This window comes from Cupriavidus sp. CuC1 (assembly GCF_044627735.1).
Classification (GTDB): Bacteria; Pseudomonadota; Gammaproteobacteria; order Burkholderiales; family Burkholderiaceae; genus Cupriavidus; species Cupriavidus ulmosensis.
This window is the reverse complement of record NZ_JBIUHC010000071.1, coordinates 20,181-37,462: the sequence shown is the minus strand read 5'-3', so window position 1 is coordinate 37,462 and position 17,282 is coordinate 20,181. Positions and strand designations below refer to the sequence as shown.

Sequence of the window (17,282 nt, the reverse complement as noted above, 5' to 3'; positions counted from 1 at the left end):
GCGCCGGCGCCAGCGCCGGCACGGCAGCGCCATGGCCACGGCCCCCCAAAAGGAGGAGACAGCCCATGGCATTGCCCACCCGTAGCGCCAGCGTTCAGCCCCTGCAGTTTGTGCCGAGGCGCCCGTGCGCAGCGAGCCCCGGCTCCACGCTATACCAGCGCCTAGCCGCCGAGCTGCGCGGCGACGTGCTGTTCGACACCGCCAGCCGCGGCCGCTACGCCACCGATGCCTCCATCTACCAGGTCATGCCGCTGGGCGTGGTGGTGCCACGCGACGAGGCCGACGCGCGCCTGGCGCTGGACATTGCCCGCGACCTGAAGGCTGCGCTGCTGCCGCGCGGTGCCGGCACCAGCCAGTGCGGGCAGACAGTCGGCGAGGCGCTGGTGATCGACAACAGCAAGTGGCTCAACCAGATCATCGAGTTCGATGCGGCAGCGCGCACGGTCACCGTCCAGCCGGGCATCGTGCTCGATCATCTCAATGCCTGGCTCAAGCCGCACGGGCTGTGGTTTCCCGTGGATGTGTCCACCGCCGCGCAATGCACGATCGGCGGCATGGCGGGCAACAACTCCTGCGGCTCGCGCTCGATCCAGTACGGCAATATGGTGCACAACGTGCTGGGCATCGACGCCATCCTCGCCAGCGGTGAGGAGGTGCGCTTCGACGCGGCCTGGCCGCAGGAAGGCGCCGCGCACCGCCACATTGCCGATGGCGTAAAGCGCATCGCCGAGCGCGAGCGCGAAGCCATCGCGCAGATGTACCCCAAGGTACTGCGCCGCGTGGGTGGCTATAACCTGGACCTGTTCCATCCCCAAAGCGAGCGGCCCTACACGCTGGATGGCAGCGTCAACCTGGCGCACCTGCTGGTGGGCTCCGAAGGCACGCTCGCCTACTTCAAGCGCATCACCCTGCAGCTTGCGCCGCTGCCGGTGCACAAGACGCTGGGCGTGGTGAACTTCCCCACCTTCTTCCAGGCAATGGACCTGACGCGCCATATCGTCAAGCTGCGCCCGTGCGCGGTGGAGCTGGTCGACCGCACCATGATCGACCTCTCGCGGCGCAACCCGGCGTTCCGCCCGGTGATCGATCGCGCGCTGGTGGGCGAGCCCGAAGCCATCCTGCTGGTGGAGTTTGCTGGAGAGGATCGCGACGATTGCCTGCGCGGCCTCGCGCAGCTCGTGGAGCTGATGGCGGACCTGGGCCTGCCCGGCTCGGTGGTGGAGATGGCGCAGGCCGAACCGCAGAAGGCGCTGTGGGAAGTGCGCAAGGCCGGCCTGAACATCATGATGAGCATGAAGGGCGACGGCAAGCCGGTCTCCTTCATCGAAGATTGCGCGGTGCCGCTGGAGCACCTGGCCGAGTACACCAGCCGGCTGACCGAGGTCTTCCACAAGCACGGCACGCGCGGCACCTGGTATGCACACGCCAGCGTGGGCACGCTGCATGTGCGGCCCATCCTGGACATGCGCCGCGACGGCGCCGCCAAGATGCGCGCGATTGCCGAAGAGGCCGCCGCCTTGGTGCGCGAGTACAAGGGCGCATACTCGGGCGAGCACGGCGATGGCCTGTGCCGCGGCGAATGGGTGGCCTGGCAGTTCGGCCCGGCGCTGAACCATGCGTTCGAGGAAGTGAAGGCGCTGTTCGATCCGCAGCACCGCTGCAATCCCGGCAAGATCGTGCGCACGCCGCGCATGGACCAGGCGGCGCTGTTCCGCTTTGCGCCGGGCTACACGGTGGCGCCGTTTCGCGGCGCGCTCGACTGGTCGGCCTGGAACGTCACGCGCGATCCGGTCACCGAAGTAGAGAGCGCGCCGGGCACCGGACTGGACCCGGCGAACGGCTTCGCTGCCGCCGTGGAGATGTGCAACAACAACGGCCACTGCCGCAAGTTCGATGCCGGCACCATGTGCCCGAGCTACCGCATCACGCGCGACGAACAGCACCTGACGCGCGGCCGCGCCAATACGCTGCGCCTCGCGCTCTCCGGGCAGCTCGGCCCGCAAGGGCTGCTCGAGCCCGCGGTCAAGGAAGCACTGGACCTGTGCGTCTCGTGCAAGGGCTGCAAACGCGACTGCCCCACCGGCGTCGACATGGCCAAGATGAAGATCGAGGTGCGCGCCGCCCACGCCAGCGCCGGGCGGCTTTCCCCGCGCGACCGGCTGGTGGCATGGATGCCGCGCTACGCCGGCCTGGCCAGCCGCCTGCCATGGCTCTTCAACCTGCGCGATCGCGTGCCGCTGCTGGCGCGGCTGAGCGAGAGCCTGCTCGGGCTATCGGCGCGGCGCTCGCTGCCGCAATGGCAACCGGCGTTCCTTGGCAGCGCGCGCGCAAGCCAGCCTGCCCAACCAGCGGTGGAGCCCGGCGGCAAGGAGGTACTGCTCTTCGTCGACACCTTCAACAACCACATGGAACCGGCCAATGCACGTGCCGCGCAACGCGTGCTGGAAGCTGCCGGCTACACCGTGCACCTGGGCGCGGTGCCGGGACAGCGGGCGCTGTGCTGCGGCCGCACGTTCCTCGCGGCCGGGATGGTGGACCAGGCCAAGGCGGAGGCGCGCCGCACGCTCGATGCGCTGCTGCCCTTCGTCACGCGCGGCGTGGCCGTGGTGGGACTGGAGCCGTCCTGCCTGCTGACCATGCGCGATGAGTTCCTGCAGTACGGCTACGACGACGCCGCCCGGCAACTGGCGGACCATGCTTTCCTGTTCGAGGAGTTCCTGGTACGCGAGCACGCGGCCGGGCGTTTCGCACCGGCCTTTGCCGCGCTCGGGGCGAACCATGCGCTGTTGCACGGGCACTGCCACCAGAAGGCCTTCGACGCGGTGCGCCCGGTGCAGCAGGTGCTATCGTGGATTCCCGGCTTGAAGACGCAACTGATCGAGTCGTCGTGCTGCGGCATGGCGGGCAGCTTCGGCTACGAGGCCGAGCATCATGCGGCCTCCATGGCGATGGCCGAGCAAGCGCTGCTGCCGGCGATCCGCGAGGCGGATGCGCAGACCTTGCTGGTGGCGGACGGCACCAGTTGCCGCCATCAGATCCACGACGGCGCGCAACGCGAGGCACTGCATGTGGCGCGCTTGCTGGAGATGGCGCTGCAGCCGGGTGCCTGAGTAAAATCCCACGCAGCCGTAACACCCCTCTCCCGCTTGTGGGAGAGGGGAGCAAACCAGCGGTAGAGTCAAAGCATCACTCGGTGTAGCCGTGATTTCCGCCACCAGGCGGAAATCACCCAAGCGCGATGCGAAGCGAGCCGTCAAGGTTTGAATCTCCCGTTATGCGGCGAGGAGTCTTTCGCCGCATCCGGGTCGCCTTCTTTGCCTACTTTCTTGGCGAGACAAGAAAGTAGGTCGCCTCCCCGCAGGGGAGGTGAAACTGCCTTTGACTTTAAGCTTTTGACGTTAAGCAGTTGAATTTGCAGTGAAGCAGCACGGATGGTGAACAAGTAGGCATCCGAGAGCCAACGCCACATCCAACACCCGCCCTCTCCCCCGCCCCCACTCGACACGGTTGCTCTCCCATTTCATGGGAGAGGGGCGCAGACCAGCGGTACGCCCATGCACCTGCGCAGGTTTTTACTGCGGCACCAGCTCCACCCGCTCCCGCGTCTCCTTCTCCACCGCCTTGCGCGTGTAGAGCAGCGGGAAGTAATCGCCTCTCGCCCACATCTGCGCCAGGTCGCGATAGTGCGGGCTGGTGGGATTGCCGGATTGCCCGGGCGCATTGACCACGCGCGATGCGTCCCAATTGCCCACGTCCAGCACCATGCGGAACGATGCGCCCGCGGTGAGCTGGTAGTCGCTGTTGCGGTAGCTGGTGTTCATCGGCGTGAAGGAGGATCCGCCGATCGGCCCGGCGTTGACGTCGTAGCGCTGGCGCGCCGCGTTGTCCAGCAGCGGGTCCAGCGGATGGCTGAACACCGCAGTGTGCAGCTTGCCCCATTGCCAGGCCTTGGGGTCGGGGCCGAGCTTGCGCTCGACCTCCGCCATGGCGCTCTTGAGCGAGGCCACGATGACTTCGTTGCGGCGCTCCACCGGCATCCACGGCTCGGGCTTTTCCAGCACGGCCAGCACGCGGCTGGCGTCGCCGTAGCCCGCAAGCCTGGCGCCTTCCGGCGACAGCGCCGCGCGCACCACGGCCGGGCGCAGGTACTTGCTGAACCAGACTTCGAACAGCGCCGCCGGCGCGCTGTCGGCGCGCTCGTTGCCGTCCCAGCCGCGCAGCAGATCCAGTCCTCGCCGCGCCTGGGCGTCGTCGGTGCGCACATTGGCAAGCAGCGCCACCGCGCGCAGCGCCGGCAGCGAGGTGGTGTCGTTCTGCCAGGCCATGCTGTCGGCCACCGACGAATGCGGGTTCGCGGCCACCAGGCTCTTGAGCCGGCGCGCGCGCGCCGTATCGCTCCATTCGTAGCCCACCCCCATCTTGGCCGCTGGGTGGCTGGGCGGGATGTTGTTTTCGTTGGCGGTCACCACATAGCCGGCGGCAGGGTTGTAGGCCCACGGCAGCTCGTCCATGTTGCGGTAGCCCGCCCACTCGTAGCGGCCGTCGCCCGGCACCGGCGTCAGGCCGTCCCAGTTGGGGCGGATGACGGTCAGGCCGCCGGGAATCCAGCCAATGTTGCCTTCGCGGTCGGCGTAGACCTGGTTCTCGCCGGGCGCGCCCCAGCGGTTCATGGCGGCGCGGAACTGGTCCCAGTTCTGGGCGCGCATGTAGTCCATGGAGCCGAAGTACGGCGCCATGCCAAGGTCCAGCCAGGCCGCGCGCAGCGCGTAGGCGCGATTGCTCTTTGCATCCGTCACCAGCACCGGCCCGTGGCGGGTAAATTCCAGGTTGATCTTGCGCGGCGTGGCCTCGCCCTTGACGGCAATCTCCTCGGTCACGGTTTCCATGGGCTCCCAGCGGCCGCGGTACTTGTACTCGTGCGGCTGCGTGACGTTGGTCTCGTAGACGTAGAGATCCTCCTGATCCATAAAGAAGCGGGTCATGCCGAAACCGATGTTGTCGTTGTGCCCTATCGAGATCCCCGGCAGGAAGGGCTCGCCGGCACCGATCGCCGACATCCCCGGCGCATTCAGGTGGCTGATATAGCGCAGGCTGGGCGCGCCGTGCGCGCGGTGCGGGTCGTTGGCCAGGATGGGGCGGCCAGTGCTGGTGCGCGAGCCCGAGATGACCCAGTTATTGGAGCCGAGGCTGCGCGCGGTGTCGCTGTTGGTGTCGAGCACGGCATACAGCGCTTCGTGCGGGATGCCCTCCGCCTTGGCCGAGGCCCACCATTCCTTGGGAAAGCGCGGCGCGGCGGTGGCGAGCTCATAGGCACGGCGCAGCTCGACGGTGGGCAGCGCGCAGGGATCGAGGCCGTCCGGCAGCTTGGGCTGGATCGGCGGATCCAGCTCGCGCTGCACCCAGTCGGTGCGCGCGGCATCGGGCTTGACCTGGCAGTAGACCTGCGCGCGGTTGACCTCGCCCATGGCATTGAGCGTGAGCCCGTGATGGCGGATGCGCACGATGTCTTCCGCACGCCAGCGCGCGGGCTTGTAGTTCAGCGTGCGAAACTCCGGCGGCAGCAAGTCCGGCTTGCTCTCCGTCTGCGCCACGTAGGCGTTCACGCCCGCCACGAAGGCCTCGGCCACGCGCTTGGCATCCGAGCCGTAGGCCAGCCACTCGCGGTACATGTCGCCGCGGAACAGCACGGCGCGCGCCATGCGGTCCCCTTCCACATAGGCCGGCCCGAAGTCCTTGGCCATCTCGCCCAGGCCACGCTTGCGCCACAGGTCGATCTGCCACAAGCGGTCGCGCGCGGCCATGAAGCCTTGTACATAGAAGGCGTCGTACAGCGTATTGGCATAGATATGCGGCACGCCCCAGCGGTCGATCAGGATGCTGGCGGGCTTTTCCAGGCCCGCCACCTGGAAACGTTCGTTGCTGGGGGCCGGCGCGGAGCCGGCCGGAGGCACGGCCTGGGCGGCGGTTGCCGCGGTGCTCAGGATGAGCAGCGCGGCAAGGCGGCGGGCTCGGCAAACCATGGTGTCTCCTTGGGGACGTGGGGTCGCATTGGACAAAATTGGGCGCCGCAAGCCCTGCTGGCGCGGCAAATCGCCGCCAAGGATAGCGGAAGACGCGCAGGCGAGCCTAATCGGGCACGTCACTTTTGCAGGATTGCCGCCCGGAACTGATACTGGCAACAGGCGCCAACGCCCGGCTGGCGCGGCACTCCGACAATTTCATCAGGCAAAACTTTGATGCAGTGCAGAATGACTGGCCACGCGTAGACGCCTATAACCCCATAACCGGTTTCACTCTTCGAAACCGGCCGACTCCGGAGTGCGCACGCGTGACGGTACCGACTACCTCCCTCCAGAAGGCCTGCAGGCTGCTGCGCGTGCTGTCGGACGCGCGCAATACGCGCCTGACCGACCTGGCCGTGGCGGCCGGCGTCGACAAGGCGTCGGCGTTGCGCCTGCTGGACACGCTGGCTGCCGAAGGCTTCATCGAGCGCGACCCCGACACCAAGGCCTTCACGCTGGGCCCCGAATGGCTGGTGCTGCGCGCGGCCAGCGTGCGCCGCATCGACCCGCGCGCCAGCGTGCGCCCCGCGCTGATCCGGCTTGCCCAGGCCTTCGAGGACACCACCATCCTGTCGGTGCCAAGCGGCTGGGAATCCGTCTGCCTGGAACTGCGCCCCGGCACCTTCCCGATCCGCGCCAACTATCTCGATGTGGGCAGCCGGCGCCCGCTTGGCGTGGGCGCGGGCAGCCTGGCGCTGCTGGCAGCACTGCCGGACGCCGAGGTGGAAGCCACCTTGCACGCCATCGCGCCCGCGCTCAAGCGCTATCCGCGCATCAGCGCGGCGATGCTGCTGCGCGAGGTGGAGGCCACCCGCGCGCGCGGCTATGCGGTGTTGCTGGATGTGGTGGTGGAACGCATGGGCGGCATCGCCATCGCGCTGCCGGACCCGGATGGCTACCCGCTTGGCGCCATCAGCATCGCCGCGCTCAATGAGCGCATCACAGAACGCGAGCCGGCGCTCGCACGCGCGCTGCGGCGCGAGGCCGAGACTGTCTGCGCGGCCTGGACACCGCCGGCGCCCAACTCGGCGGCGGCACGCCGGCGCAACGCCACCATGGCCAGCGCCACGCCAAGGACCAAGGCCCCGACTGCGCGCAAGACGCAGCAAACCACCACTACCGACCTGTAACCGGAGACATAGAGCATGCGCTGGAAGCAACGACCGCAGGGTTCCAACTGGGGCGATTTCGGCCCCGACGACCAGCTTGGCCGCGTCAACCTGATCGGCCCCGAGCAGGTGCGCAAGGGCGCGCGCGAGATACAGGCCGGGCTGTCGTTCTGCCTGTCGCTGCCGCTGGACTATCCCGGCGGCAACAAGCTCAACCCGCGCCGCCACCCGCCGGTGCTGCGCCCCACCTTCCGCGACGACATCCCGTATGTGAACTTCCCGCTGGCCAAGGTGGACCCGACCGCCACCGATGTGATCAGCGACGACCAGGTGCTGCTGTCGCTGCAGTACTCCACGCAATGGGATTCGCTGGCCCACGTGGGCGCGCTGTTCGATGCCGATGGCGATGGCCGCCCGGAGCGCGTCTACTACAACGGCTATCGCGCCAACGAGCATATCGTGGGGCCGGTGGACTACGCGGAGGACGATCACTTCGCCGCGCACGCCTGCGGCCACGACCACAGCGAGGCACGCGCGCTCGGCATCGAGAACTTCGCCGTCAAGGGCATGCAGGGGCGCGGCGTGCTGGTGGACCTGGCCAACGCCTTCGGCCAGGATTTCCGCAATGTGGGCTACGACGACCTGATGCACGTGCTGGAAGCCGACCGGGTGGAGGTGGAGCCCGGCGACATGTTGTTGCTGCGCACGGGCTTTGCCGAGGTGGTGCTGTCGATGCAGCGCGAGCCGGACGAAGCCGTGCTGCATCACAGCTGCTGTGCGCTCGACGGCCGCGACGACCGCCTGCTTAACTGGATCACCGATGCCGGCATCGCCGCGCTGATCGCCGACAACTACGCGGTGGAGCGCTACCCCGCGCGGCCCGCGCCGGCCAACCAGCCGAATCATCCGCTGCTGCCGCTGCACCATCACTGCCTGTTCAAGCTCGGCCTGCCGCTGGGCGAGCTGTGGTACCTGAAGGAGCTGGCGCAGTGGCTGCGTGCCAACCAGCGCACGCGCTTCATGCTGACCGCGCCACCGCTGCGGCTGCCGGGCGCGGTGGGCTCGCCTACCACGCCGATCGCCACCGTGTAGGCACCATCAGGAAAGCAAGTCCATAAGACCAAAGCTGGAGGAGACCACCATGAACCGAAACCACGCGCTGCTGCGCCGCCCGCTGGGCGCGCTCGCCATCGCCGCCGCGCTGCTGTGCGGCGCCGGCCACGCTAACGCACAGCCCGCCAAGGCTGGCATTTCCGATGACGAGGTCAAGATCGGCCTGATCCTCGACATGAGCGGCCTGTACGCCGACGTGACCGGACGCGGGAGCGCCACCGCCGCGCAAATGGCCATCGACGATTTCGGTGGCAAGGTGCTGGGCAAGAAGATCGAACTGGTGGTGGCCGACCACCAGAACAAGGCCGACATCGCGGCCAGCAAGGCGCGCGAGTGGTTCGATACGGGCCACGTCGATGCCATCCTGGACGTGGCCGCCTCGGCGCCCGCGCTGGCGGTGCTGGAAGTCGCCAAGCAGAAGAACAAGATCGTGGTGTTCTCCGGCCCCGGCACCGAGCGCATCACCAACGACCTGTGCACGCCGGTCTCGGTGCATTACGCCTATGACACCTACGCACTTGCCAATTCCACCGCGCGCGCGGTGGTGCAGCGCGGCGGCAAGACGTGGTTCTTCCTGACCGCCGACTACGCCTTCGGCCATACGCTGCAGGAGTCCGCCACCACCGTGATCAACGAGACCGGCGGCAAGGTGCTCGGCGCGGCGCGCCATCCCATCGGCGCCAGCGATTTCGCCTCCTACCTGCTGCAGGCCCAGGCCAGCAAGGCGCAGGTGGTGGGCCTGGCCAACGCCGGCGGCGATGCCGTCAACGCCATCAAGGCGGCCAGCGAATTCGGCCTGACCAAGGGCGGCGCCCAGCGCATGGCGGGTTTGCTGCTGTACATCAACGACATCCACGCCATCGGCCTGAAGACGGCGTCCGGGCTGCTGCTGACCGAAGGCTTCTACTGGGACATGAACGAGGCCACGCGCGTGTGGTCGCGCCGGTATTTCGAGAAGCTCAAGAAGATGCCGAACATGAGCCAGGCCGGCACCTATTCGTCAGTGATGCACTACCTCAAGGCGATCCAGGCCGCGGGCACCGACGAAACCGCTGCCGTCATGAAGCAGATGAAGGCGATGCCGATCAACGACTTCTTCGCCAGGAACGGCCGCATCCGCGAAGACGGCCGCATGATCCACGACATGTACCTGTTCGAGGTCAAGACCCCGGCGGAATCGAAGTATCCGTGGGACTACTACAAGCTGCTGGCAACCGTGCCGGGCGACCAGGCCTTCATGCCGGTAGCCAAGTCGCAGTGCCCGCTGCTCAAGCGTTGATCACCGCAAGCCCTGAACGAGGCAACATGCAACACGCAGCTTACCTGCGCGGCGCGGGCAATACGCGCTTTGGCCGCGTCGAGGGCAGCACGCCGCTGACGCTGATGGCGCAGGCCACCGACGCCGCGCTGGCCGACGCGGGCCTGGCCCGCGCCGACATCGACGGCGTGCTGTGCGGCTACGCCACTACCCTGCCGCACCTGATGCTGGCCACGCGCTTTTGCGAGTACGCCTCGCTCGATCCCGCCTACGCACACGGCGTGGCCTCTGGCGGCGCCACCGGCGGCGTCATGGCCATGCTGGCGCGCGAGCTGGTGGGTGCCGGCCGTTGCCGCAACGTGCTGGTGGTGGCCGGCGAGAACCGGCTCTCCGGCCAGAGCCGCGACCAGTCCATCCAGACGCTGGCCCAGGTCGGCGAGCCCGACATGGAGGTACCCAACGGCGCCTCGGTGCCCGCTTACTACGCGCTGCTGGCTTCACGCTACCTGGCCGAGACCGGCATGCACGCCGATGCGCTCAGCGGCTTCGCGGTGCTGATGCGCGAGCATGCGGCGGGACATCCCGAGGCGCACCTGCGCGAGGCGCTGACGCTGGACGCGGCGCGCGCCGCCAAGCCCATCGCCACGCCGCTGCGGCTATCGGACTGCTGTCCGATCTCCGATGGCGCGGTGGCACTGGTGGTGTCCGCCGAACCCGGCAGCGGCACGCCGGTGCGCATCACAGGCGCGGGCCAGGCGCATCGCCACCAGCACCTGTGCGCGCTCGACAGCGTGCTGGCCACCGGGGCGGCCGTTGCCGCGCGGCGTGCGCTGGGGGAGGCGGGCAATACGGTCGATCAGATCGACTACCTGGCGATCTACGACTCCTTCACCATCACGTTGGCGATGCTGCTGGAGGAGCTTGGCGTGGCAGCGCGCGGCGCTTCGCCGGAGCGGCTGGCGGCGGGCGACTTCGGGCGCGATGGCGCGCTGCCGCTCAACACGCACGGCGGCCTGCTCGCCTTCGGGCACTCGGGCGTGGCCGGCGGGCTGATGCATCTGGCGGAAGCCACGCGGCAGCTTGCCGGCAAGGCTGGCGCGCGCCAGTTGCCGCCGCGCAAGCGCGCGCTGTTTCATGCGGATGGCGGCGTGTTGTCTTCGCACGTGAGCCTGGTACTGGAGGCAGCATGAGAGCGCTTGCGATGCCCGCCATTTCGCTCCCCTCACCCATGCAATGGGCGAGGAGTTGGGGGAGAGGGCGGGCACTGGCTCGCAGTGAGTGCCTTCGCGCCTGCGTGCGCCCGCCCTCTCCGCCGGCCCCTCTCCCGCAGGCGGGAGAGGGGAGCACAACAGCGGTACAGTTCGCGCCTTCGAGAAGGACATCGCCAAGGACATCGCCATGAGCACGGACCATCCCTATCAGGCAGGCCTGGACGCCGGCGTCGTGCGCTACCAGGCGTGCGAGGACTGCGGCGCGTGGCAACCGCTGCAGCGCCATGCATGCCGCGCCTGCGGCGGCACGCGGCTGGCATGGCGCGACGCCGCTGGCAGTGCCACCGTGCACGCCGTCACCGAAGTCTCGCGCGCCCCTACCGAGGATTTCCGCGCGCTGGTGCCTTACACGCTGGTGCTGGCCACGCTGGACGAAGGGCCGCGCGTAATGGCGCATGCCGAGCCGGGCGTGACCATCGGCGAGCGCGTGCGCGCGGGCTTCATGCGCCACGGCGAGCGCATGCTGCTGCGTTTCCAGCGCGAGTAGAGCCATCGCTCGGCACACCACGGCGTAGCGACGCACATCGATATCCAGGAGACTGACATGAACCGAACCTTGCCGCTTCGGCGGCCCGCTCACGCCCTGCTGATGGGCGCGATGGCGATAGCCGCCGTGCTGCTGGCCTCGCCCGGCGCACGCGCGCAGGACTGGCCAACGCGCCCGGTGCGGCTCGTTGTGCCTTACCCGCCCGGCGGCCCAACCGACATCGTGGCGCGCGTGGTCGGGCAGAAGTTGTCGGAGCAGCTGAAGCAGCCCGTGGTCATCGAGAACCGGCCTGGGGCGGGCGGCAATATCGGTGCCGAGGCTACCGCCAAGGCGGCGCCGGATGGCTACACGCTGCTGGTGGCCACCACCGCGCACGCCATCAACATGACGCTGTTCAGCAAACCCGGTTACAGCACGCAGAAAGACTTCGCCCCGGTGTCGCTGCTTACGCGCGGCCCGCTGGTGCTGGTCACGGCGCCCGCCACGCCCGCTGCCAACGTTGCCGAGCTCATTGCGCTGGCCAAGGCCAAGCCGGGGCAGGTCAGCTTTGCCAGCTCGGGCAACGGCCAGTCCACGCACCTCGCGGCGGAACTGTTCAACAGCATGGCGGGCATCCATATGACCCACGTGCCGTACAAGGGCAGCGCGCCCGCGCTCTCCGACGTGATGGGCGGCCAGGCCACGGTGATGTTCGACACCATGCTGTCCGCCATGCCCTTCGTGCGCGAGGGCCGGCTGCGCGCGCTGGCGATCACCGGCGCGACCCGCTCGCCCGCCGCGCCCGATGTGCCCACCATGGCGCAGGCTGGCCTGCCCGGCTACGAAGCCACCGCGTGGAATGCCCTGCTCGCGCCGGCGGCAACGCCACCGGCCGTGATCGCCACCTTGAGCAGCGCGCTGAAGACCGTGCTGGAACAGGAAGACGTGCGCGCCAAGTTCGCCACGCAGGGCTTCGCCGCGCAATGGACCGCGCCTGCCGCAACGGCGCAGTTCCTGGCGCGGGAGATCGACAAATGGGGCAAGGTGGTCAAGGCCTCCGGCGCCACCATCGATTGAGCCATTCACGCTTGTCCCTGAAGCCGGACATGCCGGCCTTTGATTTCGGATCGCATTCATCATGAACCAGACCTTGCAAGCCTTGCTGGCGCCGCGCTCGATCGCGGTGATCGGCGCCTCCGACCATATCCACAAGATCGGCGGGCGGCCCATCTACTACATGCGCGAGCACGGCTACGCCGGCAAGCTCTTCCCGGTGAACCCGCAGCGCGCCACCATCCAGGGCCTGCCCGCTTTTGCCTCGCTCGATGCGCTGCCCGAGGTGCCGGAGCTGGCCATCATCGTGGTGGCTGGCGACGCTGCCGTCTCGGCCGTGCGCGATTGCGCGCGGCTTGGCGTGGCGGCCGCCATCGTGATCGCCTCGGGTTTCGGCGAAGCCGGCGAGGAAGGCCGCCGCCAGCAGGATGAGATGGTGCGGGTGGCGGCCGGCGCGGGGCTGCGCCTGGTCGGCCCGAACAGCCAGGGCCTGGCCAACTTCGGCACCGGCACCATTGCCAGCTTCTCCACCATGTTCATCGAAGTGCCGCCACAGGATGGCCCGGTGGCGGTGGTGAGCCAGAGCGGCGGCGTCAGCGCCATGGTCTACGGCCTGCTGCGCGGCCAAGGCATCGGCGTGCGCCATATGCACGCCACCGGCAACGAGGCCGACATCACGGTGAGCGAGCTGGCGCTGGCCGTGGCGCATGATCCCGATGTGCGGCTGGTCCTGCTGTACCTGGAAAGCCTGACCGATCCGGCCGTGCTGGCGCAAGCCGCCGCGGTGGCGCGCCGCCGCGGCGTGCCCATGGTTGCCGTCAAGGCGGGCCGCTCCAGCGCGGGCCAGCGCGCGGCGGCGTCGCACACCGGCGCCATCGCCAATGAAGACCGCGCGGTGGGCGCCTTCCTGGCGCGGCACGGCATCTGCCGCGTGGACGACGCGCACGCGCTGGCGCGTTGCGCGCCGCTTTACCTGCGCGGCTGGCAGGCAAGCGGGCGGCAGTTGGTGGTGGTGAGCAATTCCGGCGCGAGCTGCGTGATGGCGGCCGACGCGGCGGAGCCGCTCGGGCTTTCGCTGGCGCCGTTGTCGCAGGCCACGCAAGCGGCGCTGGCGGAGCGCCTGCCGGGATTCGCATCCACGGCAAACCCGGTTGATGTCACCGCCGCGCTGCTGACCAACAGCGGGCTGTTTGGCGACGTGCTGCCGGTGGTGGCCGCCGATCCCGCCGCGGACCTGCTGCTGCTCGATATCCCGGTGGCGGGCATGGGCTACGACCTGCCGCGCTTTGCGCGCGATGCCGCCAGCTTTGCCGACAGCGCCGGCAAACCGATTGCCGTGGCGGCCTGGCAGGCGCCGGTGGCCGCTGCGTTCCGCGCGGCCAACGTGCCCACCTATGCCAGCGGAGGCGAAGCGCTTGCCGCCTTCGCCCAGCTGGCCACGCACCAGCAGCAGTTGCGCGATGTAGCCGAGGAAGACACGGCCGTCGCCGCGCATCGGCCTGCGGCACAAGATGCAGCGGGAGCCGCGTCGCACGTTGCCGGCCACACGCTGAGCGAGGCGACAAGCCTCGCGCGCCTGGCGTCGGCCGGCATCCCGGTGGTGGCGCACAGGCTGTGCCACAGCGTGGATGAAGCGGTCGCGGCATGGCGCGAGTTGAAAGGGCCCGTCGCAGTAAAGGCCAGCTCGGCGCAAGTGCCGCACAAGAGCGAGCACGGCCTGGTGGCGCTGAACTGCAACGACGAGCACGCGGTGGCGCAGGCCTTCGTCACGCAGACCGACGTCCTGGAAAAACTCGGCGCTGTCTGCGAAGGCGTGGTCGTGGCGCGCATGGAACGTGGCCAGCGAGAATGCATGGTGGGCGCGCACTGGGACCCGGTGTTCGGGCCGGTGGTGCTGGTGGGAGACGGCGGCAAGTATGTGGAGGTGCTGCGCGACACGGCCGTGCTGCTGGCGCCGTGCAGCGAGGCCGCGGTGGCGCGCGCCGTTGCCGGCCTGCGCATTGCGCCGCTGCTGGCGGGCGTGCGCGGCGAGCCGGCTGTCGATGTGGCAGCGCTGTGCCGGATCGCCGTGCGCGTGGGCAACCTGATGTCCGAGGCCAACGGCGCGATCCGCTCGATCGATCTCAACCCGGTGATGGTGAGCGCGGGCGGCGCGATGGTGGTGGATGCGCTGATGGAAGTGGCAGCGCGTGCAACGCCGGCCTGACGGGCAGGCTCAGTAGACGTCGCGCCGATACCGGCCCTGCTCGCCCAGGCGCAGCAGGGCCGCTTCACCCAGCACGTCTGACAGCGCCTCGTTGACGCCACTGGCCATGCCCTTGAGGCTGCCGCATACGTAGATGGCCGCGCCGGCTTCGATCCATTCGCGCAATGCGTCGGCCGATGCGCGCACGGCGTCCTGCACGTAATGCAGCGCGCCGCCATCGCGCGAGTAGACCAGGTCCAGCCGCTGCAGCACACCATCGGCCTGCCATGCGGCGAGCTCAAAGTGATGGAATGCGTCGTGCTCCGCGGTGCGCTCGCCGAACAACAGCCAGTTGCGATGGTGCCCGGCCGCGGCGCGCGCCTTCAGATGCGCGCGCAAGCCGGCCAGGCCGGTGCCATTGCCGATCAGGATCAGCGGGCGATCGTCGGTGGGCGGATGAAAGCCACGGTTGGTGCGGATGCGCAGGGCGATGCCCGCGCCCGGCTCCGCGTGCGCGGTGAGCCAGCCGGATGCGAGGCCGAGCCGGCCATCGTCATGGCGCGTTTGCCGCACCAGCAAATCCAGTTGCCCGTCGCCCGGCAGCGAGGCGATCGAATACTCGCGGTGCGGCAGCAGCGGCAGCGTATCCACCAGCCGCTGCGGCGTGACGCCGGCCAGCGCGGCCAGATGCGGATCGGGCAGGACGATGCGCGTGGCAAGCGCTTGCGCCAGCGTGGTGGATGCGCCGTCGCAACGCACTGCGGTGTCGCCATCCAGCGAGAGTTTCGCCAGCACGCGCGCGACTTCGGAGGGCGCGAGACGCGGACCGATTTCGGCGATGTCGCCGGCCTGCCACGACAGCGCGCCTTCGGCGACTGAGGCAGGCACCAGCGCAAGGTGAAAGGCCGGCGAGCCCGGGCTGCCGGGGTTGAGCAGCCGGCGCTCGTGCAGGCGCCAGTCGGCGTAGCGCGGCTTTTCCCAGTCGGCGATTTCCGCACCGCCGCTGAGCGCGCTGAGATGGTTCTGCCAGTGGCGCAGTGCGCCGGCGTCGCCGTTGTCCACATCCACCATGTCGAAGAGCGCCTGCGCATGCTGGCGCTGCATCCATGCCGACAGCGTGTGGCCGAAGGCGCAGTAGTTGGCGTAGCTTCGATCGCCAAGCGCGAGGATGCCATAGCGCAGTTCGCGCAGGCCACCCGCGCCGGCGGCGGCCGTCAGCCTGCGCGTAAAGCCCGAGGCGCTGTCGGGGGCATCGCCCTCGCCCGTGGTGCTGACCACGAACAGCGCCTGGCGGCAATTGGCGAGCCGGCCGGCATCCAGCTCGCCGAACGAGAGCAGCTGCGTGGGCACGCCGGCATCCTGCAGCGCCTGCGCGGTCTGCAGCGCAAGCTGCTCGGCAAACCCGCTCTGGCTGGCGTAGGCCACGACCGTGGCGCCTTCCTTGGCCTCGGCCAGCTGGCCGGCGCGCGCATGCCGCTGGCGATGGCGGCCGATCACGGCGGCACAGAAGCCGGCATAGGCCATCACCACGCCGGCGGCCATGCCGGGGCGGCTCGGCGCGAGAAAGCCGAGGGCGATGCCAGCCAGGCCGGCAAGCGCGCCAAGCGGGATCATGGCATTGAGGACCCGGATGCGCTTGCCGGCGTGGCCTTCAAGGCTCTGCCGGCGCGGGCTGCCGGCGGCCGGCGTTTCCATCGGCAGGGAGGAAGCGGTATCAGGCGTGGTCATGACAACATGGCCTCGAAGGCCGGCGACAAACGTTCGTCGAAGCCGCCGCTGTGGCGGATCAAGAAGCGCGCGGCCAGCGCATGGCGACAGGCGAACACCATGCCGGCCTCCGGGCCCAGCACGGTCAGCGCGGTGGACAGCGCATCGGCCATCATGCATTGCGGGTGCAGCACGGTGACGCAGGCCAGCGCATGGCTGGCCGGATAGCCCGTACGCGGGTCCAGCGTATGGGCATAGCGGTGGCCGCCGCTCTCGAAGTAACGCCGGTAGTCGCCCGAGGTGGCAACAGACAAGCCATGCAGCGCGACCAGCGTCTCGTGCCCCGCGCCGCCGCCGCCCGGCGGGGTTTCCAGCGCTACCCACCACGGCATGCCATCGGGCTTGACGCCATGGCCGCGCAGCTCGCCGCCGATCTCCACCAGATGGCTGTCGATGCCTTGCGCGCTCAGGTAACGCGACACCGCATCCACGCCAAAGCCCTTGGCGATGGCGCAGAAATCCAGCCGGATGCCGCCGGGCTGCAGCACCCGGCTGCCGGCCTCGTCGATCACGATGCGCTGCCATCCGCATTGCGCGCGCGCCTGCTCCAGCGCCGCCATTGCGGGCGCTTCGGCACGCCGTGGCGCCGGGCCGAAGCCCCACAGGTCGACCAGCGGCCCTGCGCTGGGGTCAAAGGCGCCGCCGCTGTCGCGCGCTACTTGCAGCGCGGCCTTCAGCACGCTGAAGCAGTCGGCCGGCAGCGCCAGCCAGTTGCCGGGCGCGGCGCGGTTGAAGCGGCTCACGTCCGAGGCGTGGTCCCAGTTGCTCATCTGCGCGATGACCTCGGCCAGCACGGCGCGGATGCCGGCGCCGAGCGTGTCTTCGTCGACTGTCATGGGCGATGCGGCCCACGCCACCGACCATGTGGCGCCCATGGTCTCGCCATGCAGGCGGCACAGGCGTGCCGCTGCGGCAGGCACGGGCGGCGCGGCGCCGAGCGAGAGGGGAACGAGGACACGCTGCATGCGGGCGAACCTGAAAGACGACCTGAAGGGACG

The 17,282-nt window shown here is 69.3% G+C and carries 11 protein-coding genes; 8 read left to right on the top strand and 3 right to left on the bottom strand.

Annotated elements, in window-relative coordinates:
• The first annotated feature begins 65 nt into the window (after positions 1-65).
• Entirely contained in the window at positions 66-3,110 is a 3,045-nt protein-coding gene (locus tag ACGLHR_RS27475) for an FAD-binding and (Fe-S)-binding domain-containing protein (RefSeq protein ID WP_400097391.1), read from the top strand.
• Between the two features lie 462 nt (positions 3,111-3,572).
• Here ACGLHR_RS27475 and ACGLHR_RS27470 read toward each other — a convergent pair whose 3' ends face one another.
• Positions 3,573-6,020, bottom strand: a complete 2,448-nt coding sequence (locus tag ACGLHR_RS27470; RefSeq protein ID WP_400097389.1) for a penicillin acylase family protein — start codon at positions 6,018-6,020, stop codon at positions 3,573-3,575.
• Between the two features lie 308 nt (positions 6,021-6,328).
• Between ACGLHR_RS27470 and ACGLHR_RS27465 the strand changes: the two genes are divergently transcribed.
• From ACGLHR_RS27465 to ACGLHR_RS27435, 7 genes are all read left to right on the top strand, one after another.
• Positions 6,329-7,192 carry an IclR family transcriptional regulator gene (locus tag ACGLHR_RS27465; protein WP_400097387.1) on the top strand — a complete coding sequence of 288 codons (864 nt, stop codon included), beginning with the start codon at positions 6,329-6,331 and terminating at the stop codon, positions 7,190-7,192.
• A 15-nt stretch (positions 7,193-7,207) separates the two neighbouring features.
• Positions 7,208-8,263, top strand: a complete 1,056-nt coding sequence (locus tag ACGLHR_RS27460; protein WP_400097385.1) for a cyclase family protein — start codon at positions 7,208-7,210, stop codon at positions 8,261-8,263.
• A gap of 49 nt (positions 8,264-8,312) precedes the next feature.
• Positions 8,313-9,563: an ABC transporter substrate-binding protein gene (locus tag ACGLHR_RS27455; protein WP_400097383.1), complete on the top strand. Its 1,251-nt coding sequence runs from the start codon at positions 8,313-8,315 to the stop codon at positions 9,561-9,563.
• Between the two features lie 26 nt (positions 9,564-9,589).
• Positions 9,590-10,732: a thiolase family protein gene (locus ACGLHR_RS27450; protein ID WP_400097381.1), complete on the top strand. Its 1,143-nt coding sequence runs from the start codon at positions 9,590-9,592 to the stop codon at positions 10,730-10,732.
• Positions 10,733-10,940: 208 nt separating this feature from the next.
• Complete coding sequence (locus ACGLHR_RS27445) at positions 10,941-11,300, top strand: Zn-ribbon domain-containing OB-fold protein (protein ID WP_400097379.1); 360 nt, start codon at positions 10,941-10,943, stop codon at positions 11,298-11,300.
• Between the two features lie 57 nt (positions 11,301-11,357).
• Positions 11,358-12,356 (top strand): tripartite tricarboxylate transporter substrate binding protein, encoded by a 999-nt coding sequence (locus ACGLHR_RS27440; protein ID WP_400097377.1) that lies wholly within the window; start codon positions 11,358-11,360, stop codon positions 12,354-12,356.
• Between the two features lie 61 nt (positions 12,357-12,417).
• A complete protein-coding gene (locus ACGLHR_RS27435) occupies positions 12,418-14,538 on the top strand; it encodes an acetate--CoA ligase family protein (RefSeq protein ID WP_400097375.1) in 2,121 nt (706 codons plus the stop codon).
• A gap of 9 nt (positions 14,539-14,547) precedes the next feature.
• Here the strand turns inward: ACGLHR_RS27435 and ACGLHR_RS27430 are convergent, their stop codons facing one another.
• Together ACGLHR_RS27430 and ACGLHR_RS27425 are read right to left on the bottom strand one after the other, a co-directional pair.
• Positions 14,548-16,131: a sulfite reductase subunit alpha gene (locus ACGLHR_RS27430; protein ID WP_400097418.1), complete on the bottom strand. Its 1,584-nt coding sequence runs from the start codon at positions 16,129-16,131 to the stop codon at positions 14,548-14,550.
• A 110-nt stretch (positions 16,132-16,241) separates the two neighbouring features.
• Entirely contained in the window at positions 16,242-17,249 is a 1,008-nt protein-coding gene (locus ACGLHR_RS27425) for an FAD:protein FMN transferase (protein WP_400097373.1), read from the bottom strand.
• Positions 17,250-17,282 lie beyond the last annotated feature (33 nt).

What these genes read in the sequence shown, in the direction of transcription:
- ACGLHR_RS27475 (WP_400097391.1), top strand. Translation starts at nt 66, where the DNA reads ATGGCATTGCCCACCCGTAGCGCCAGCGTTCAGCCCCTGCAGTTTGTG.
- ACGLHR_RS27470 (WP_400097389.1), bottom strand. Translation starts at nt 6,020, where the DNA reads ATGGTTTGCCGAGCCCGCCGCCTTGCCGCGCTGCTCATCCTGAGCACC.
- ACGLHR_RS27460 (WP_400097385.1), top strand. Translation starts at nt 7,208, where the DNA reads ATGCGCTGGAAGCAACGACCGCAGGGTTCCAACTGGGGCGATTTCGGC.
- ACGLHR_RS27455 (WP_400097383.1), top strand. Translation starts at nt 8,313, where the DNA reads ATGAACCGAAACCACGCGCTGCTGCGCCGCCCGCTGGGCGCGCTCGCC.
- ACGLHR_RS27450 (WP_400097381.1), top strand. Translation starts at nt 9,590, where the DNA reads ATGCAACACGCAGCTTACCTGCGCGGCGCGGGCAATACGCGCTTTGGC.
- ACGLHR_RS27445 (WP_400097379.1), top strand. Translation starts at nt 10,941, where the DNA reads ATGAGCACGGACCATCCCTATCAGGCAGGCCTGGACGCCGGCGTCGTG.
- ACGLHR_RS27440 (WP_400097377.1), top strand. Translation starts at nt 11,358, where the DNA reads ATGAACCGAACCTTGCCGCTTCGGCGGCCCGCTCACGCCCTGCTGATG.
- ACGLHR_RS27435 (WP_400097375.1), top strand. Translation starts at nt 12,418, where the DNA reads ATGAACCAGACCTTGCAAGCCTTGCTGGCGCCGCGCTCGATCGCGGTG.
- ACGLHR_RS27430 (WP_400097418.1), bottom strand. Translation starts at nt 16,131, where the DNA reads ATGATCCCGCTTGGCGCGCTTGCCGGCCTGGCTGGCATCGCCCTCGGC.
- ACGLHR_RS27425 (WP_400097373.1), bottom strand. Translation starts at nt 17,249, where the DNA reads ATGCAGCGTGTCCTCGTTCCCCTCTCGCTCGGCGCCGCGCCGCCCGTG.